Source organism: Flaviramulus multivorans, from assembly GCF_021728415.1.
GTDB classification, from domain to species: Bacteria; Bacteroidota; Bacteroidia; order Flavobacteriales; family Flavobacteriaceae; genus Sabulilitoribacter; species Sabulilitoribacter multivorans.
The window spans coordinates 911,741-927,519 of record NZ_JAKKDV010000001.1; the positions used below are offsets into that span (position 1 = coordinate 911,741).

A 15,779-nucleotide genomic window follows, 5' to 3' on the forward strand; every position below is an offset into this window, starting at 1 on the left:
TTTTATTTTAATTTTATAATGAGTAAATCAGTAAAACCTTTGTTTTCTGTTATATCGAAGTTGTTGCTATTAGATTCTCCAGCAATAAGTATGGTTCCATCATTTAGTTCAACAGCATCGTTAGCAAAATCTATTTCAGACCCTCCAATGGTTTTTTGCCATATTAAATTAGCGTCAGCATCAATTTTTAAAACCCAAGCATCATTCTGCCCAAAGTTTGATAATACATCACCATCAGAGCTTCTAGAATTTCCTGATATTAAAAATCCATTATCATCTGTTTTATAAACCGACCGACCCACATCAAAGCTACTCCCTCCAAAAGATTGTTCCCAAATTAAATTTCCATCAGGAGATATTTTAATTATCCATAAGTCAGCAGCTCCTTTATTGTTTGTAACGTCTAAATTACTGCTTCTAGTATCACCAACAATTATGTAATTACCATCATTAGTTTTAGCTATGGCCCTAGCTTCATCAATTTCTGAACCTCCGAAAGATTTTTCCCAAGCAAAATTGCCGTTTTCTGAAATTTTGACTACCCAAAAATCGTAAGACCCTTTGTTTCCTGTAATATCAACATCATCACTATCCGAAGAGCCTATAATTAAATAGCCTTTGTCTTCAGTTTGTATAGCATCATAAGATGTATCAGTGAAAGTGCCACCATAAAAATGACTCCATTCTTTTTCGCCAGATGCATCAATTTTAATTACCCAATAATCTCCTCCAGCGTGTCTTTTTGAAGAAATAGTTTTACTATTGCCTTGACCACCCGAAGCAGATACATCTAAAACTCCAGTTAATAAAAAGCCATTATCATTGGTTTGAATAATAGAAATACCACTATCTGCACCTTGAAAACCAAATGACTTTTCCCAAGTTATAGTTCCAGATGCATCCAGTTTTGATATCCAAAAATCATTGGCGCCAGCATTTTCGGTAACGTCTAAATCACTGCTTTTACTATAGCCAATTATGGCGAAGCCACCATCAGTAGTTTGGATTATATCACTGCCTCTATCATCATCCGTTCCTCCATAAGTCTTCTGCCATTGTAAATTACTGTTACTATCAAATTTAAGTAGCCAATAATCAAAAGACACATTAGTTTTGTTTAAAACATCCCCATCGCTACTTTGGGTATATCCTATTACAGCATATCCACCATCCTGAGTTTTCGTAATAGCTTGAGCACTATCATTATTTGTTCCACCAAAAGTTTTCACAAAATCAATTTCTAACTCCGCAGTATTATTGGTATTATCATTATTTGAAGAGCAACTTAAAATAATGAAGAGAATCCAAGCAAACTTTGGGGTATACTCTTTAAAATACATGATGAAAAATTATAAATCGCTTTTTCGTACTATAAATAAGCCTCTGTTAATATCACTTATGGCTATGTTTTCACTAGGGAAGTATGGATAAACACTCCAAGCACCATCAAAATCTGCAATATCATTTTCCGGATAGGTGTCAAAGAAACCAATTTCTTGAAACGAATTATTCTGAATATTTGATATATCAATCATTCTTACACCTGCTCTATAATTAGCAAGATAAAATGTGTTTCCAACCACATAGCCATTATGGTCAATAGCTTCGGTTGGTCCGAAATAATTAAATGCAAATGTTGGGTTATCTAAATCTGTAAAGTCAAAAACAATAGTTTTAGTATTGTTGCCGTTATTTAATTCATCAAGTTCGTCCCCTAAAATAAAATAGCTCATATCTTCCGAAAGCCAACCTTGGTGCGTATAGCCTACATTACTGTAATTTACTGTTGATAAAGTTAAAGGGTTTGACTTATCAGTTATATCAACAATTGTTATAATATTTTCATTACTTCCAATGTAAATTTCTTTACCATTATGTTCTGTGTCAGGACCGTTATAGGTTACTACCAAAGCATCATGCGAATATCCATTAATTGTGCCTAAATTTACTGAGTTTAATGGGTTTTGGATATCTACCATAATAGTTGCCCCTAAATATGAAGACCCTTTGCCAGTGCCAACAATATAGGCGTACGGGCTAGATTCATTAATCACTATATTGTGAGCGCTACCAAATTCTGTAAACCGTGCGTCAGAAGCAAATGTTTCAGGCGGATTAGATACATTTCTTAAACGTGTTAAATCGAACACTTGCATGCCATGGTTGCCTGCTCTATCAGCAACAATAAAGGCATAATTATTATATATTTTTGCATCTCGCCATGCGCTGTTTATGGTTGCTGTAAGAAGTTTTCCAACAACAATAGGATTATTAGGTGTAGAAATATCTACAAAAGCAACACCATTATTTGCACAATAAATAACGTATTCTTTTTGGGTAGTAGGATCTACCCAACCCCAACAATCATTTCCTGAAGAACCTGCACCACCTAAATCATCTATAGACACATAGCCCATTAAATCATAATCGTTACAAGGATAAACATCCGCAAAACCATCAATACATTGCGCTAAAGGCGCATTAGGGTCTGCAAAATCGTTATCACATAAATTTCCAATACCGTCATTGTCATCATCTTCTTGATTTGGATTAGCTATAGAAACACAGTTATCTAAACTATCTACTATACCATCGCCATCAGTATCAACAATAGCTAATCTTTCAACTGGTTCAGTGTTGCAAGACTGTAAAGTGAAAAATAACAGACATACAGGAAGTATGATGAAAATGAATCGTAGGAATTTCATAGCAGTTTTTTTAATAATAACTAAATAAATTTAGTTTTGGTATAAAGATAGTAAAAACAAAAATAGCTTCTTATTTTTGCAGTATGATAGAAGATAAGAATCAACAGAGAACTCAATTAAGTGATTTAGGTGAATTTGGGCTTATAGATCATTTAACTAAAAACTTTAAAATCAATCATAAATCTACCGTTAAGGGCATTGGCGATGATGCAGCTGTATTAGATTTCAAGAATAAAAAGATAGTAGTAACTACCGATTTGCTTGTTGAAGGCGTACATTTTGATTTAAGCTATATGCCCTTGAAGCATTTGGGGTATAAAGCCGTTATAGTTAACCTATCTGATGTATACGCTATGAATGCCAGTGCTTCTCAAATAACAGTTTCAATAGCCGTTTCTAATAGATTTCCTTTAGAAGCATTAGAAGATTTATATGCGGGTATTGAAACTGCTGCCAAAATATATAATATTGATGTTGTAGGTGGTGATACTACATCGTCAAATAAGGGGTTGCTTATTTCTGTTACTGCAATAGGAGAAGTAGATAGTGATAAAGTTGTATATAGAAATGGGGCTAAACCAAACGATTTGCTTGTTGTAAGTGGAGATTTAGGTGCAGCGTATATGGGACTTCAAATTCTTGAACGCGAAAAGGAAGTTTACAAAGTCAACCCAAATAATCAACCAGACTTAGAATCATACACTTATATTATAGAGCGACAACTTAAGCCTGAAGCTCGCAAAGATATTGTTAAACTATTAGAGGATTTAAAGGTTAAACCAACTTCAATGATTGATATTAGTGATGGTTTATCTTCCGAAATTATTCATTTATGTAAACAAAGTGAAGTAGGCTGCGATTTATACGAAGACAAAATTCCATTAGACCCACAAGTAATTTCAACATGTGAAGAATTTAATATAGATAGTACAACGGTTGCTTTAAATGGAGGTGAGGATTACGAATTATTATTTACAATAAGTCAAGAAGATTATCTAAAAATTAAGGCAAACCCTAGTTTGAGTGTTATAGGGCACATTAAGGAACAAAAAGAAGGATTGCATTTGGTTACCAGAACCGATACCAAAATTCCAATAAAAGCACAAGGCTGGAAAAATTTTAATGACTAAAAACTAATAGATTGTCTATTGGTGGAGGTGAATCATTTTTAGCTTTTTTAAGTGCGCGTTTTTGATGAATACGCTCCAAGACATTATTTATTTCTTTAAATTTAGGAGTCAATTCAACAAGACGCCCGTTACTGTTAGTGGTTAACTCTTTGTTACAGTTTTTACAAGTATATTCTTTAACATGAAAGGTAACATGTCTTGTAACTTTGAAGTTGTGACCAAACATTTTGCAATGAATGTTTTTCATTTAATTTTTAATGTCTTAATTAGTTTAAAAGGAGACCATTAAAGTATTAAAAATCATTCACAAGATTGTACTACTTGACGATAAATCGATGAAGTGACAGCTTTTCTCTTTAAACGTTCCATTCTGGAGTTGTGGATACGTTCTAAGATAGCATTAATCTCTCTAAACTTAGGGGTTAACTCTATTAATCTGCCATTGCTGTTTGTAGTTAGTTCTTTTCTACAATGCCTACAAGTGTATTCTTTTACATGGTAGGTTACTTTTTTAGTTACTTGGTAATCATGACCGAAGAGATTGCAGTACATCTTTGGGATTAAAGAAGGTTTGTTGGTAGTAGTTTTTTTCATGTTTGGGACATTTGGGGTTTAAACTTACATAAAAAAAACAAAACAACGATAAAATGTCATTTATTTTCGATGAAATGCATTATTGTGTTTACTAACTCGTTTTTATTTTCAATATGACTCATATGTCCGTCGTTAAATTCAACAACTTCAACTGATGTGTTTTTAACTTGATTTAAGAGTGTATTGTAATCTAAAACAGGGTCTTTTTTACTAATAATCATCACTAATTTTTGTTTAGTATTATTTAGTAAATAAGTTCTGTCTTTTCTTATTTTCATTCCTTCTAATGCCGCAACAATACCTTGTAAAGGAGTTAGTAAAGCTTCCTTTTTAACCTGCTTTATTTCTTCTGAAAATAGAGTTCTGTTTTTTGGTCTGAATAAGTTAGAAATAGACATATTAATAAACCGCTTGTGATTTTCCTTAACAGCAATGATTGCCCTATCTCTGTTTGTTTGTCTTTCAATAGAATCTGGTTGAGCTGTTGAGTTCATTAAACATAAACCTTGTAACATATTAGGATTTTTATCTGCAAAGGCAAGAGCTACGTATCCTCCCATAGAATGACCTACAAAAAATGCTTTTTTTATGTGAAGTTTTTTCAAAACAGCTTCAACAGCTTCAGCCATAAGTTCCATAGTGTGGATATAACCTAAACAATCAGTCTTTCCGTGTCCTAATAAATCAATACAAATTACTCTGTTGTTTTTGGAAAGCTTAGGAATAAATGGTTGCCACATAGTACTGTTTTCTAAAAAACCATGAAGCAGAACAAGTGTTTGTCCTTTCCCTATATCGGTATAATAAATGTTTGCTCCTTTATATTGAATAACCATTTTTAATATATCTTAGGCAAAGATATATTTACTGACGTTATTTATTTTAATTGGACTAGATTTTTTAAAAAGTAAGATGAAAGAATTAAGATTTTACTCTTTTAATAGCGGCAAATGCTTTATCAACAAATTCGTCTTCTACTAAAATAGTAAACTCGTTTGTGGTTGAAATTACTTCATAAAGCACTACACCTTCCCAAGCTAAACGCTTAAAAAAATGGTAGTATAAACCCGCAATTTTTGAATTGTCCTTAGGTAAGTTTATGCTTATGGCTGATAAACCATCTTGTACTGCTAGAAATGTTTCGTGTTTTAATTGATCTTCAATAAAATCATTTAAACTGCTGGAAATAATAATATTGCTTTCGTGAATTCCTCTTGTAAAAGTGTAAAATAATTTTGACTCTTGATTTATTCTCTCTAAAATTTTGGCATGATTATCAATAAGGGTATCCGAATTTTTTACTGTAAAATCCGTTAAATTTGAGCGTACAGTTATATCGCCTAAGTTTTGTATCACGCGCTTCATTTTTACTGTATTCGACAAAGATGCAGGTGGATTATACCGCCTAAGCGCCATCATAATAGCTCCTGGTTTCACCTCTTTTTTAAGCATTTCACTTATAGGTGCAGTCAACTCCACTGCTAAAGCACTAAAGTTTATAATATTCCGAGATAGCGCTTCTTCTAAATAAGGTTGCGCTATCAAAATGTCTTCAACACAGTTAGATACAGTTCTCATGTTAATTATTTAACATTATGTACAAAAATAAACATTTTCTTTAATAAACAGTGTTAATAGATAAATGAGTTTTAATTTTACACTCAAATTAATGAAAATGAAGGTATTGAAATTTGGAGGAACCTCAGTTGGTTCTGTAAAAAATATGAGCAACGTTAAGAGTATTATTAACGATGGCGAAAAAAAAGTTGTGGTACTTTCAGCAATGTCTGGAACTACTAACCAATTGGTGTCTATTGCGCAAGATATAGCTAATAATCAATCCAATGAAGCTATTGATAAAATAAACAAGCTTCACGAAACTTATTTTATTACAATAGATAATCTTTTACAAAACAAAGAATTAAATGAAGATGTAAAAACATATGTTTCTGGAGTGTTTAATTTTTTGGTTGAATGCACTTATAAAACATTTTCAGAGCATTTAGAGAATGAAATTGTTGCTCAAGGCGAATTACTTTCTACATACATGTTTAACAGTTATTTAGTTCAAGAAGGTGTAAAATCTGCATTACTTCCTGCTTTAAGTTTCATGCGTATAGATGAATTTAAAGAACCAGATTTAAATTATATAGAAGAGAATTTTAAAGTAGTTTTTGAAGCTGCTGATGCTTCACAAATTTATATTACTCAAGGGTTTATATGTTTAGATAATGATGGTGCTATTTCAAATTTACAAAGAGGAGGTAGTGATTATACGGCAACTATTATAGGTGCTGCTATTAAAGCTGAAGAGGTTCAAATTTGGACGGATATTGATGGGATGCATAATAATGATCCTAGATATGTAGATAATACCAATCCAATTTCTAACTTATCATTTGATGAAGCTGCAGAGTTAGCCTATTTTGGTGCTAAAATATTACATCCACAAACGGTAACGCCTGTAAGAGCAGATAATATTCCTGTACGTTTAAAAAATACCATGAACCCAGAGGCTTACGGTACTTTAATTTCTGACGAAACGTCAACAAAAGGAGTTAAAGCTATTGCCGCGAAAGATAACATTACCGCTATAAAAATTAAATCGGCTCGCATGTTGCAAGCGCATGGTTTCTTAAAAAAGGTATTCGAAATTTTTGAAACTTATAAAACCTCTATCGATATGATTACCACATCGGAGGTAGCTGTATCATTAACTATTGATGATGATAGAAATCTTGATGCTATTTTAACTGAGTTAAATAAAATAGCCTTAATAGAAGTAGACAAAAACCAAAGTATTGTTTGTTTGGTAGGGCATAATATTGTAAACCATCAAGAAACTTATAGATTATTCCAAATATTGCAAGATGTTAAAATAAGAATGATTTCTTATGGTGGTAGTAAGAATAACATTTCGTTATTAATTGATACCAACGATAAAATTAACACACTTCAAAAATTAAACAATTATTTATTTGAATTAGTCACTCTTTAAAATTGCAATTTTTAGTGTTATATAAAGGGTTGTTGCTTAACAATCCTTTTTTTTATTAATTACAAGTAATTGCGTATGAAGCTGTGTTGTCTTTTACCCAATTAGTTGGAATATTTCCTAACTGTGCATCATTAACCTGAATGCAGGTTAAATTATTTGAAGTGCAATCTAGCGTGGTTAAATTGGAATTGTTGCTAACATCAAGCAAAGTAATCAGGTTGTTATTACATTCTAAAATATTTAAGTTAGCAGCACCATTTACATTTAAAGTGTTAAGTTGGTTATTATAACATTGAAGCCAAACTAAGGACGAATTACCACTAACATCTAAGGTTGAGAGTTGTTGGTTGTTGTTGCATAAAAGGATTTCTAACGCTACGTTATTGCTAACATCTAAATTGGATATTATTGTGTTATCAATTGACAAATACTCTATAGCCAAATTATTACTTAGGTTAATGTTAGAAATAGGGTTGTATCCAAAAGACAAACTAATTAAACCTAAATTATTACTAATATCTAAGGTAGTAAGTTGATTGTTATTACAACCTAAACTTTTTAATGCTGTGTTTTTGCTTACGTCAATGCTTGTTAACTGATTTCCATTGCAACCCAAAGCTTCTAAAGATAAATTATTGGTAACATCAATATTACTAATCGGATTATCTGAACAATCAAAAAGCTCTAAAGCAAGATTGTTACTAACATCGATACTAGAGATTTCGTTGTCCCAAAAAGAGAGATGTTTAAGCTTTGCATTTTGACTAACATCTAAGTTGATGAGATTGTTAAACCTACAATCTAGAACTTCTAAATTTGTATTATTGCTAACATCTAAATCGCTTAAATCATTACCGTAACACCACAGTACTTTTAATTCTGTATTATTAAGAATATCTAGATTTGAAAGTTTATTATTCTCGTATGTGTATAATTCTACTAAATTAATATTCTTACTTAAATCTAAATTTATAACACCGCTTCTAAAGCACTTTAATATCTCAAGTTCAACATTTTTACTTATGTTTAAATTAGCTAAATTTTCAGATCCCATATCTGCTATTTCTAACTCTTTTAAACCTAAATTATTAGTTAAATTTAGTGAGGAAATATTTTGGTTTGAACAATTCAATTTTGTTAAGCCGATAAAATATTCAATTCCAGTTAAATCTTTTATTTTATCATCTATATCTAAATTATAACCAGTGATATTTAGTTCGGTTACATTAACCACATTGGCAGTTAAAATTTCGCCATCTAAAACATCATCATAGCCCAAATCAATTAGAGATTGCTCAAAAGCAGAGTCTGGGATGTTTCCTATTTTTGGTATTGAACTTTCGTCATCTGGACTACAATTAAACAAAAGCAAAGAGCAACAAAATATGAGACTCATATAAATGCCACTGCCCAACTTTGCTTTCATAAATTTAACTGTTTAAGAAAATTATTTGTTAATATTATGTTTTCTGTTAATGGAAAAAGAGTTATTTATTCATCAAATCTTCAATTTCATCAGCTTCAATTGGGATGTTTTTCATTAAATTAAAAGGCTCTCCAGATTCTTGTATAACAACATCATCCTCTAATCGAATTCCAAAGCCTTCATCTGGAATATATATACCAGGTTCTACAGTAAACACCATATTAGCTTGCATAGGCTCTGTTAGAATCCCATAGTCGTGCGTATCTAAACCAATATGATGCGATGTACCATGCATAAAATATTTTTTGTAAGCTGGCCAATCGGGATTTTCATTTTGTACATCCGCTTTATCTAATAATCCTAATCCCAATAATTCGCTAGTCATTAGTTTGCCTACTTCAACGTGATAATCCGCCCAAAAAGTTCCGGGTGTAAGCATTTTTGTTGCTTCTTTTTTAACACGATTAACCGCGTTATAAACTTCTTTTTGCCTTTTATTAAATTTACCCGAAACAGGAATGGTCCTGCTTAAATCACTTGAATAATTGGCGTATTCAGCAGCGACATCAAACAAAATTAAATCGCCTGCTTTACACTGTTGGTTATTTTCTACATAATGTAGTACGTTGGCATTGTTTCCAGAGGCAATTATAGGCGTATAAGCAAACCCTTTTGAGCGGTTTCTCAAAAACTCGTGCATAAATTCAGCTTCAATTTCATATTCCCAAACATTAGGTTTTACAAAATTAAGTATGCGTCTAAACCCCTTTTCTGTTATATCGCAAGCCTGTTGCATAAGTTTAATTTCAATAGGGTCTTTAACCGAACGAAGTCTTTGTAAAATAGGATTGCTTTTAGCTACAGAATGCGCTGGGTATTTTGCTTTAAGCCATTTTGTATAACGGTCTTCACGAGTTTCTGTTTCTACATTGGCTCTGTAATGTTCATTGGTATTAATATAGACAGTATCACACTGCGTCATTAACTCAAACATAATTTTTTCCATGTCATGAAGCCAATAAACAGTTTTGACTCCGCTTGTTTCAAAAGCTTTTTCTTTTGTTAATTTTTCCCCTTCCCAAACAGCAATATGGTCGTTAGTTTCTTTTAAAAATAAAATTTCACGGTGTTTTTCTTTTGGGCAATCAGGGAACAGAACTAAAATGCTTTCTTCTTGGTCTACACCGCTTAAGTAAAATATATCCCTATGTTGCTCAAAAGGCATGGTGCTATCTGCACTTATAGGATAAATATCATTAGAGTTAAAAACAGCCAAACTATTAGGTTTCATTTTAGCCGTAAAGTTTGCTCTATTGTTCGTAAAAAGCTTATTATCAATAGGTAAGTATTTCATATTATATGTTTGTTATGTTTGATAAAAGTAGTAAAACAAAATAAATCTTAATTGATAATTTACTATATTTGATACTCCCCCATAGTTTTATAACTCAAAAGTTTATATTATGAAAAGAAAACTATCCTTGTTATTTCTAATATTATTTTCAATATTGATTTCAAAAACAAGTAATGCACAAGAAATGCTTATTGAATTACCTTTAAGTCAGCAAATAGAAAAATCTAGTTTGGTGATTGAGGGAAAAGTTATTTCAAAAAGGTCATTTTGGAACACGAGCGACGGCTTAATTTATACAGCAAATACCGTTGAAGTTTATAAAGTTTTTAAAGGAAATCCATTAGCAACTATAGAGGTTATAACTCTGGGTGGAACGGTTGGATTGAAAGCCTTAATTGCACATCCAAGTTTAAAACTTCAAAAAGGAGATATTGGGGTTTTTACTTTAGTAGAAAGCGATAAAGTAAAAACAGAATCAAAATCTGCAACACAAATATTTAAACCTTACGGATCAGTTCAAGGGTTTTATAAATATAACTTATATAATGATTTGGCAGTTAATCCATTTAACAAAAAACAAGGTATTAAATCAACGTTTTATAATGAAATATTAGGCTTAACAAAAAGAGATTATTCCATTATTTCGAGTTTTGATATACAAGAAATTCATTCTAAAAGAATGCAAAATCAGGCAAAAGGGTTATTGCCTCCAGGTAGTTTAACTCTAGACAAGTCAGTTGTTACCGCAGGAACAAAAGATGTTTTAACTATTACAGGAACTGATTTTGGAGCTACTCAAGGGACAGTTTGGTTTAGTAATGCAGATGATGGAGGAGGTACTTACATTAATGCTTTAGATACACAAGTATTAACTTGGGGTGATACTGAAATTACAGTGGAAGTGCCTTCTGGTGCTGGAACGGGACCTATTTATGTAGAGGATAGCAGCAATGGACAATCTCCGCTATCATCTACTTTAACAGTATCATATGCTGAAAGTAATGTGGTTTTCGATCCTGGTTCTGGAGATGAAGCTTATCAAGTACAACACATTAGAGCTAACGCAAGTGGCGGATATACATGGCAAATGCAAACGGATTTCTTTAATGATACTGAACATCCTGGTGCTAGGGCAGATTTTGAAAGCGCTTTTAACGAATGGATTTGCCAAACTGGAATAAATTGGACCATTAGCGGGACTGCAACCGCGGTTGATATGGTTGGTGGTTCCTCAGATGGAACCAATGTTATTCGTTTCGATAATGGTTCAGAACTTGACACTAATGTTCTTGGGATATGTTATTCATGGTATTCTGGATGTGGTGGTGTTACTTTTGATTGGTTTGTATCAGAACTGGATATAGTTTTTGATAGTGAAACCAATTGGCATTTTGGCTCTGGTTTACCAGGCATTACAGAATACGATTTTTATAGCGTGGCGTTACATGAATTAGGTCATGGGCATCAATTAGGGCATGTTATAGATACTGCTTTCGATGGTGATAATATGGATGATGTAATGCATTATGCGCTTTCAAATAGTGAACAGCAGCGTGTTTTAACGGCAGACAACATTACAGCCGCAAGTAATGTTCAAAGTAGAAGTACTGGTTCAGCGGTTTGCGGACAGTTAGTTATGACAGATGCATCATGCCCATTAAGTGTTGAAGAAAATGAATTAGCTAAAGCAATTACTATTTTCCCTAATCCAGCACGTAATGAATTTAATATAAAAAACAATTCATTAATTAACTTACAAAAAACCGTTATTTATGACCTAAGCGGAAGATTAATATCTCAAATTGATATGTCCGATTCGCCAAGGACAAAAACAATCGATTTAATAGGGGTTTCAAAAGGAGTTTATTTTGTAAATATTTACTCTGATAATGCAATGATAACAAAGAAGTTAGTAGTTAATTAATAGAAAAAAGAACCTTAAAAAAAGGTATTCATTTGAATACCTTTTTTCTTTTTATACAAATTCTTTAAAATCATTCTAAATAGCTAAAACAAGGCATTTGTTATTTGTGTATATATGCGTCCTAACGTACCTTTGTGTTAAATAAATTAACTTTATAAAAATGGGTGGATTTTTTAAATCTTCAATTGGAAGAAAAGTAGCTATGGCGCTTTCTGCATTCTTCCTTATGTTTTTCCTACTTCAACATTTTTCAATTAACATTTTATCAGTATTTAATCCTGATCTTTTTAACGAAGTTTCTCATTTTATGGGAACAAACCCTTTAATCCAATTTGTATTACAACCAGTGTTAATTTTTGGTGTTGTATTCCACTTTGTTATGGGATTTGTGTTAGAAATTAAAAATAAAAAAGCTAGAAAAGTAGCTTATGTAAAGAATAATGGCGCTGCAAATTCAACTTGGATGAGTAGAAACATGATTTATAGCGGTGTAGCAATACTTGCTTTTATTGTGCTACATTTTATAGATTTTTGGTTTCCAGAAATTAATACAAAATTCATAAAGGGCGATTGGTCTGGAACCATAGAAGGTGTTGAAGGATTTCGCTATTATGAAGAGCTAACCCATAAGTTTGTTAGCCCAATAAGGGTTGGAGCATACGTGTTAGCATTCGTGTTTTTAGCTTTACACTTATTACATGGGTTTACCTCGGCATTTCAATCGATGGGAGCAACTGCTGGCAGAAAGAAAACCCTTCAAAATATAGGAAAAGCCTATTCAATAATAATTCCTTTAGGATTTATTTTTATTGCACTTTATCATCATTTTAACCATTAATCTGAAATAGTATGGCTTTAGATTCAAAAGTACCAAAAGGTCCAATTCAAGATAAATGGACAGATTATAAAAATCACATTAACCTAGTTAACCCAGCTAATAAAAGACATATTGATGTAATTGTTGTGGGAACAGGTTTAGCAGGAGGTTCAGCCGCTGCAACTTTAGCAGAATTAGGTTATAATGTTAAAGCTTTTTGTTATCAAGATTCACCTCGTCGTGCGCATTCTATAGCGGCACAGGGAGGTATAAATGCAGCTAAAAATTATCAAGGTGATGGTGATTCAACATACAGATTATTCTATGATACCGTAAAAGGTGGAGATTATCGCTCACGTGAAGCAAACGTGTATCGTTTAGCTGAGGTATCTGCTAATATAATAGACCAATGTGTGGCGCAAGGCGTACCTTTTGCACGTGATTATGGAGGATTGTTAGATAACCGCTCATTCGGTGGGGTATTAGTTTCTAGAACATTTTATGCCAAAGGTCAGACAGGTCAACAGTTATTATTAGGGGCATATTCAGCAATGAACCGTCAAATAGCCCGTGGAAAAATACAAATGTATAATCGCCACGAAATGCTTGATGTTGTAAAAATTGATGGTAAAGCTAGAGGTATTATTGCAAGAAACTTAGTTACTGGTGAAATTGAAAGACATTCAGCTCATGCTGTAGTGGTGGCTTCAGGAGGTTATGGAAATGTATATTTCCTATCTACAAATGCTATGGGAAGTAATGTTACCGCTGCGTGGAAAATTCATAAAAAAGGTGCCTATTTTGCAAACCCGTGCTACACACAAATTCATCCAACGTGTATTCCACGTTCAGGAGATTATCAATCAAAATTAACCTTAATGTCTGAGTCGTTACGTAACGACGGACGTATTTGGGTTCCAAAAAATATTGAGGACGTAAAAGCAATTCGTGAAGGACGTAAAAAACCTACCGATTTGTCTGAAGATGAAAGAGATTACTATTTAGAGCGTCGTTATCCTGCGTTTGGAAACTTAGTGCCTAGAGATGTGGCTTCACGTGCTGCAAAAGAGCGTTGCGATGCTGGGTATGGAGTAAATGCAACAGGAGAAGCGGTATATCTAGATTTTGCTTCCGCTATTGAACGTTACGGAAAAGAGCAAGCTAAAATTCATAATATAGATAATCCTTCAAAAGAAAAAGTTTACGATTTAGGTAAGAATATTGTTGAAGCTAAATACGGAAACTTATTCCAGATGTATGAGAAAATTGTAGATCAAGATCCGTATAAAACACCAATGATGATTTATCCTGCAGTACATTATACTATGGGTGGTGTTTGGGTTGATTATAATTTAATGACAACAATTCCAGGTTGTTACTGTATAGGTGAAGCAAACTTCTCTGACCATGGTGCAAATAGATTAGGAGCTTCAGCATTAATGCAAGGTTTAGCTGATGGTTACTTTGTTTTACCATACACTATTGGGGATTATTTATCAGACGACATTCGTACTGGAAAAATACCAACAGATACTTCAGAATTTGAAGAAGCAGAAAAAGCTGTTAAGGACAAAATAGATTTCTTTGTTAATAATAAAGGAAAGCATTCGGTTGATTATTTCCACAAGAAGTTAGGTAAAATTATGTGGGATAAATGTGGTATGTCTCGTAATGCAAAAGGATTAAAAGAAGCTATGGCTGAAATTAAAGCTATTCGAGAAGAGTTCTGGAAAGAAGTTACAGTTCCAGGAAATGCAAATGAAATTAATCCAGAATTAGAAAAAGCAGGTCGTGTTGCAGACTTTTTAGAATTAGGGGAGTTATTTGCTAAAGATGCTTTAATGCGAGAAGAATCTTGTGGAGGACATTTTAGAGAAGAATCTGCTGAAGAATCCGGACCACAAAAAGGAGAGGCAAAACGAGATGATAAAAACTTTGCTTTTGTTGCCGCTTGGGAATATAAAGGAGAGCCTGCTGATGCCGTATTACATAAAGAACAATTAGAATTTAAGGATATTGAACTAAAACAACGTTCGTACAAATAATAAAAAGACACTATGAATTTAACACTAAAAATTTGGAGACAAAAGGACTCAAATACAAAGGGTCAAATGGTGGATTATAAAGTTACTGATATTTCAGAGCACATGTCTTTTTTAGAAATGATGGATGTTTTGAATGAGCAATTAGTAAGCTCTGGAGAAGACCCTGTAGCGTTCGATCATGATTGTCGCGAAGGTATTTGCGGTATGTGTTCTATGTATATCAATGGAGAAGCTCATGGTCCCGATAGAGGTGTTACCACTTGTCAATTACACATGCGCATGTTTAAAGACGGAGACACTATTACTATTGAGCCATTTAGAGCAACAGCATTCCCGGTATTAAAAGACTTAGTTGTAGATAGAAGTGCTTTTGATAGAATTCAACATGCTGGAGGATATATTTCGGTAAACACTTCAGGAAACACTCAAGATGCAAATGCAATTCCTATTTCTAAACACGCAGCTGATGAAGCTATGGATGCTGCTACTTGTATAGGTTGTGGAGCTTGTGTTGCAACATGTAAAAACTCATCTGCTATGTTGTTTGTTGGAGCAAAAGTATCGCAATATGCTTTGTTGCCGCAAGGACAAGTTGAGGCTGCTGACCGCGTACGTAACATGGTAGCCCAAATGGATTTAGAAGGATTTGGAAACTGTACTAATACAGGTGCTTGTGAAATTGAATGCCCTAAAGGAATTTCATTAGACAACATTGCTAGAATGAATCGTGAATTAATGAAAGCTTCTATTTAAAGATTTAAGTTTTTCAATAAATAATTTAAA

The 15,779-nt window shown here is 32.9% G+C and carries 14 protein-coding genes; 6 read left to right on the plus strand and 8 right to left on the minus strand.

The window, feature by feature from the left end; genetic code table 11:
* Window positions 1-2: 2 nt before the first annotated feature.
* Together L3X39_RS04045 and L3X39_RS04050 are read right to left on the minus strand one after the other, a co-directional pair.
* A complete protein-coding gene (locus L3X39_RS04045; protein WP_237230464.1) occupies window positions 3-1,340 on the minus strand; it encodes a hypothetical protein in 1,338 nt (445 codons plus the stop codon).
* Between the two features lie 9 nt (window positions 1,341-1,349).
* Entirely contained in the window at window positions 1,350-2,708 is a 1,359-nt protein-coding gene (locus tag L3X39_RS04050; protein ID WP_237230465.1) for a choice-of-anchor B family protein, read from the minus strand.
* A gap of 83 nt (window positions 2,709-2,791) precedes the next feature.
* Between L3X39_RS04050 and thiL the strand changes: the two genes are divergently transcribed.
* Window positions 2,792-3,838 (plus strand): thiamine-phosphate kinase, encoded by a 1,047-nt coding sequence (gene thiL, locus L3X39_RS04055; protein WP_237230466.1) that lies wholly within the window; start codon window positions 2,792-2,794, stop codon window positions 3,836-3,838.
* Here the strand turns inward: thiL and L3X39_RS04060 are convergent.
* The 4 genes from L3X39_RS04060 to L3X39_RS04075 all read right to left on the minus strand — a co-directional run bounded on the left by L3X39_RS04060 (window position 3,828) and on the right by L3X39_RS04075 (window position 6,010).
* Complete coding sequence (locus tag L3X39_RS04060) at window positions 3,828-4,085, minus strand: DUF1660 family phage protein (protein WP_237230467.1); 258 nt, start codon at window positions 4,083-4,085, stop codon at window positions 3,828-3,830. The genes thiL and L3X39_RS04060 overlap by 11 nt on opposite strands.
* Before the next feature lie 53 nt (window positions 4,086-4,138).
* Window positions 4,139-4,432 carry a DUF1660 family phage protein gene (locus tag L3X39_RS04065; protein WP_237230468.1) on the minus strand — a complete coding sequence of 98 codons (294 nt, stop codon included), beginning with the start codon at window positions 4,430-4,432 and terminating at the stop codon, window positions 4,139-4,141.
* Window positions 4,433-4,488: 56 nt separating this feature from the next.
* Window positions 4,489-5,268 carry an alpha/beta fold hydrolase gene (locus L3X39_RS04070; protein WP_237230469.1) on the minus strand — a complete coding sequence of 260 codons (780 nt, stop codon included), beginning with the start codon at window positions 5,266-5,268 and terminating at the stop codon, window positions 4,489-4,491.
* 85 nt (window positions 5,269-5,353) lie between these two features.
* Window positions 5,354-6,010 carry a hypothetical protein gene (locus L3X39_RS04075; protein ID WP_237230470.1) on the minus strand — a complete coding sequence of 219 codons (657 nt, stop codon included), beginning with the start codon at window positions 6,008-6,010 and terminating at the stop codon, window positions 5,354-5,356.
* Between the two features lie 97 nt (window positions 6,011-6,107).
* On the opposite strand from L3X39_RS04075, the gene L3X39_RS04080 reads away from it, so the two are divergent.
* The gene (locus L3X39_RS04080; RefSeq protein ID WP_237230471.1) at window positions 6,108-7,430 is read left to right on the plus strand and encodes an aspartate kinase; all 1,323 of its coding nucleotides are present in this window, start codon (window positions 6,108-6,110) and stop codon (window positions 7,428-7,430) included.
* 55 nt (window positions 7,431-7,485) lie between these two features.
* On the opposite strand, the gene L3X39_RS04085 is transcribed toward L3X39_RS04080, so the two are convergent.
* Window positions 7,486-8,856 carry a leucine-rich repeat domain-containing protein gene (locus L3X39_RS04085; protein ID WP_237230472.1) on the minus strand — a complete coding sequence of 457 codons (1,371 nt, stop codon included), beginning with the start codon at window positions 8,854-8,856 and terminating at the stop codon, window positions 7,486-7,488.
* 61 nt (window positions 8,857-8,917) lie between these two features.
* The gene (locus tag L3X39_RS04090; RefSeq protein WP_237230473.1) at window positions 8,918-10,210 is read right to left on the minus strand and encodes an aminopeptidase P family protein; all 1,293 of its coding nucleotides are present in this window, start codon (window positions 10,208-10,210) and stop codon (window positions 8,918-8,920) included.
* A 109-nt stretch (window positions 10,211-10,319) separates the two neighbouring features.
* Here L3X39_RS04090 and L3X39_RS04095 point away from each other — a divergent pair, with 109 nt between their 5' ends.
* The 4 genes from L3X39_RS04095 to L3X39_RS04110 all read left to right on the plus strand — a co-directional run bounded on the left by L3X39_RS04095 (window position 10,320) and on the right by L3X39_RS04110 (window position 15,749).
* On the plus strand, window positions 10,320-12,134 hold the full coding sequence (locus L3X39_RS04095; RefSeq protein ID WP_237230474.1) for a T9SS type A sorting domain-containing protein: 1,815 nt from the start codon (window positions 10,320-10,322) through the stop codon (window positions 12,132-12,134).
* Window positions 12,135-12,294: 160 nt separating this feature from the next.
* Window positions 12,295-12,972 carry a succinate dehydrogenase cytochrome b subunit gene (locus L3X39_RS04100; RefSeq protein ID WP_237230475.1) on the plus strand — a complete coding sequence of 226 codons (678 nt, stop codon included), beginning with the start codon at window positions 12,295-12,297 and terminating at the stop codon, window positions 12,970-12,972.
* 11 nt (window positions 12,973-12,983) lie between these two features.
* Window positions 12,984-14,996 (plus strand): fumarate reductase/succinate dehydrogenase flavoprotein subunit, encoded by a 2,013-nt coding sequence (locus L3X39_RS04105; protein ID WP_237230476.1) that lies wholly within the window; start codon window positions 12,984-12,986, stop codon window positions 14,994-14,996.
* Between the two features lie 12 nt (window positions 14,997-15,008).
* Window positions 15,009-15,749, plus strand: a complete 741-nt coding sequence (locus L3X39_RS04110; protein ID WP_237230477.1) for a succinate dehydrogenase/fumarate reductase iron-sulfur subunit — start codon at window positions 15,009-15,011, stop codon at window positions 15,747-15,749.
* Window positions 15,750-15,779: the final 30 nt, after the last annotated feature.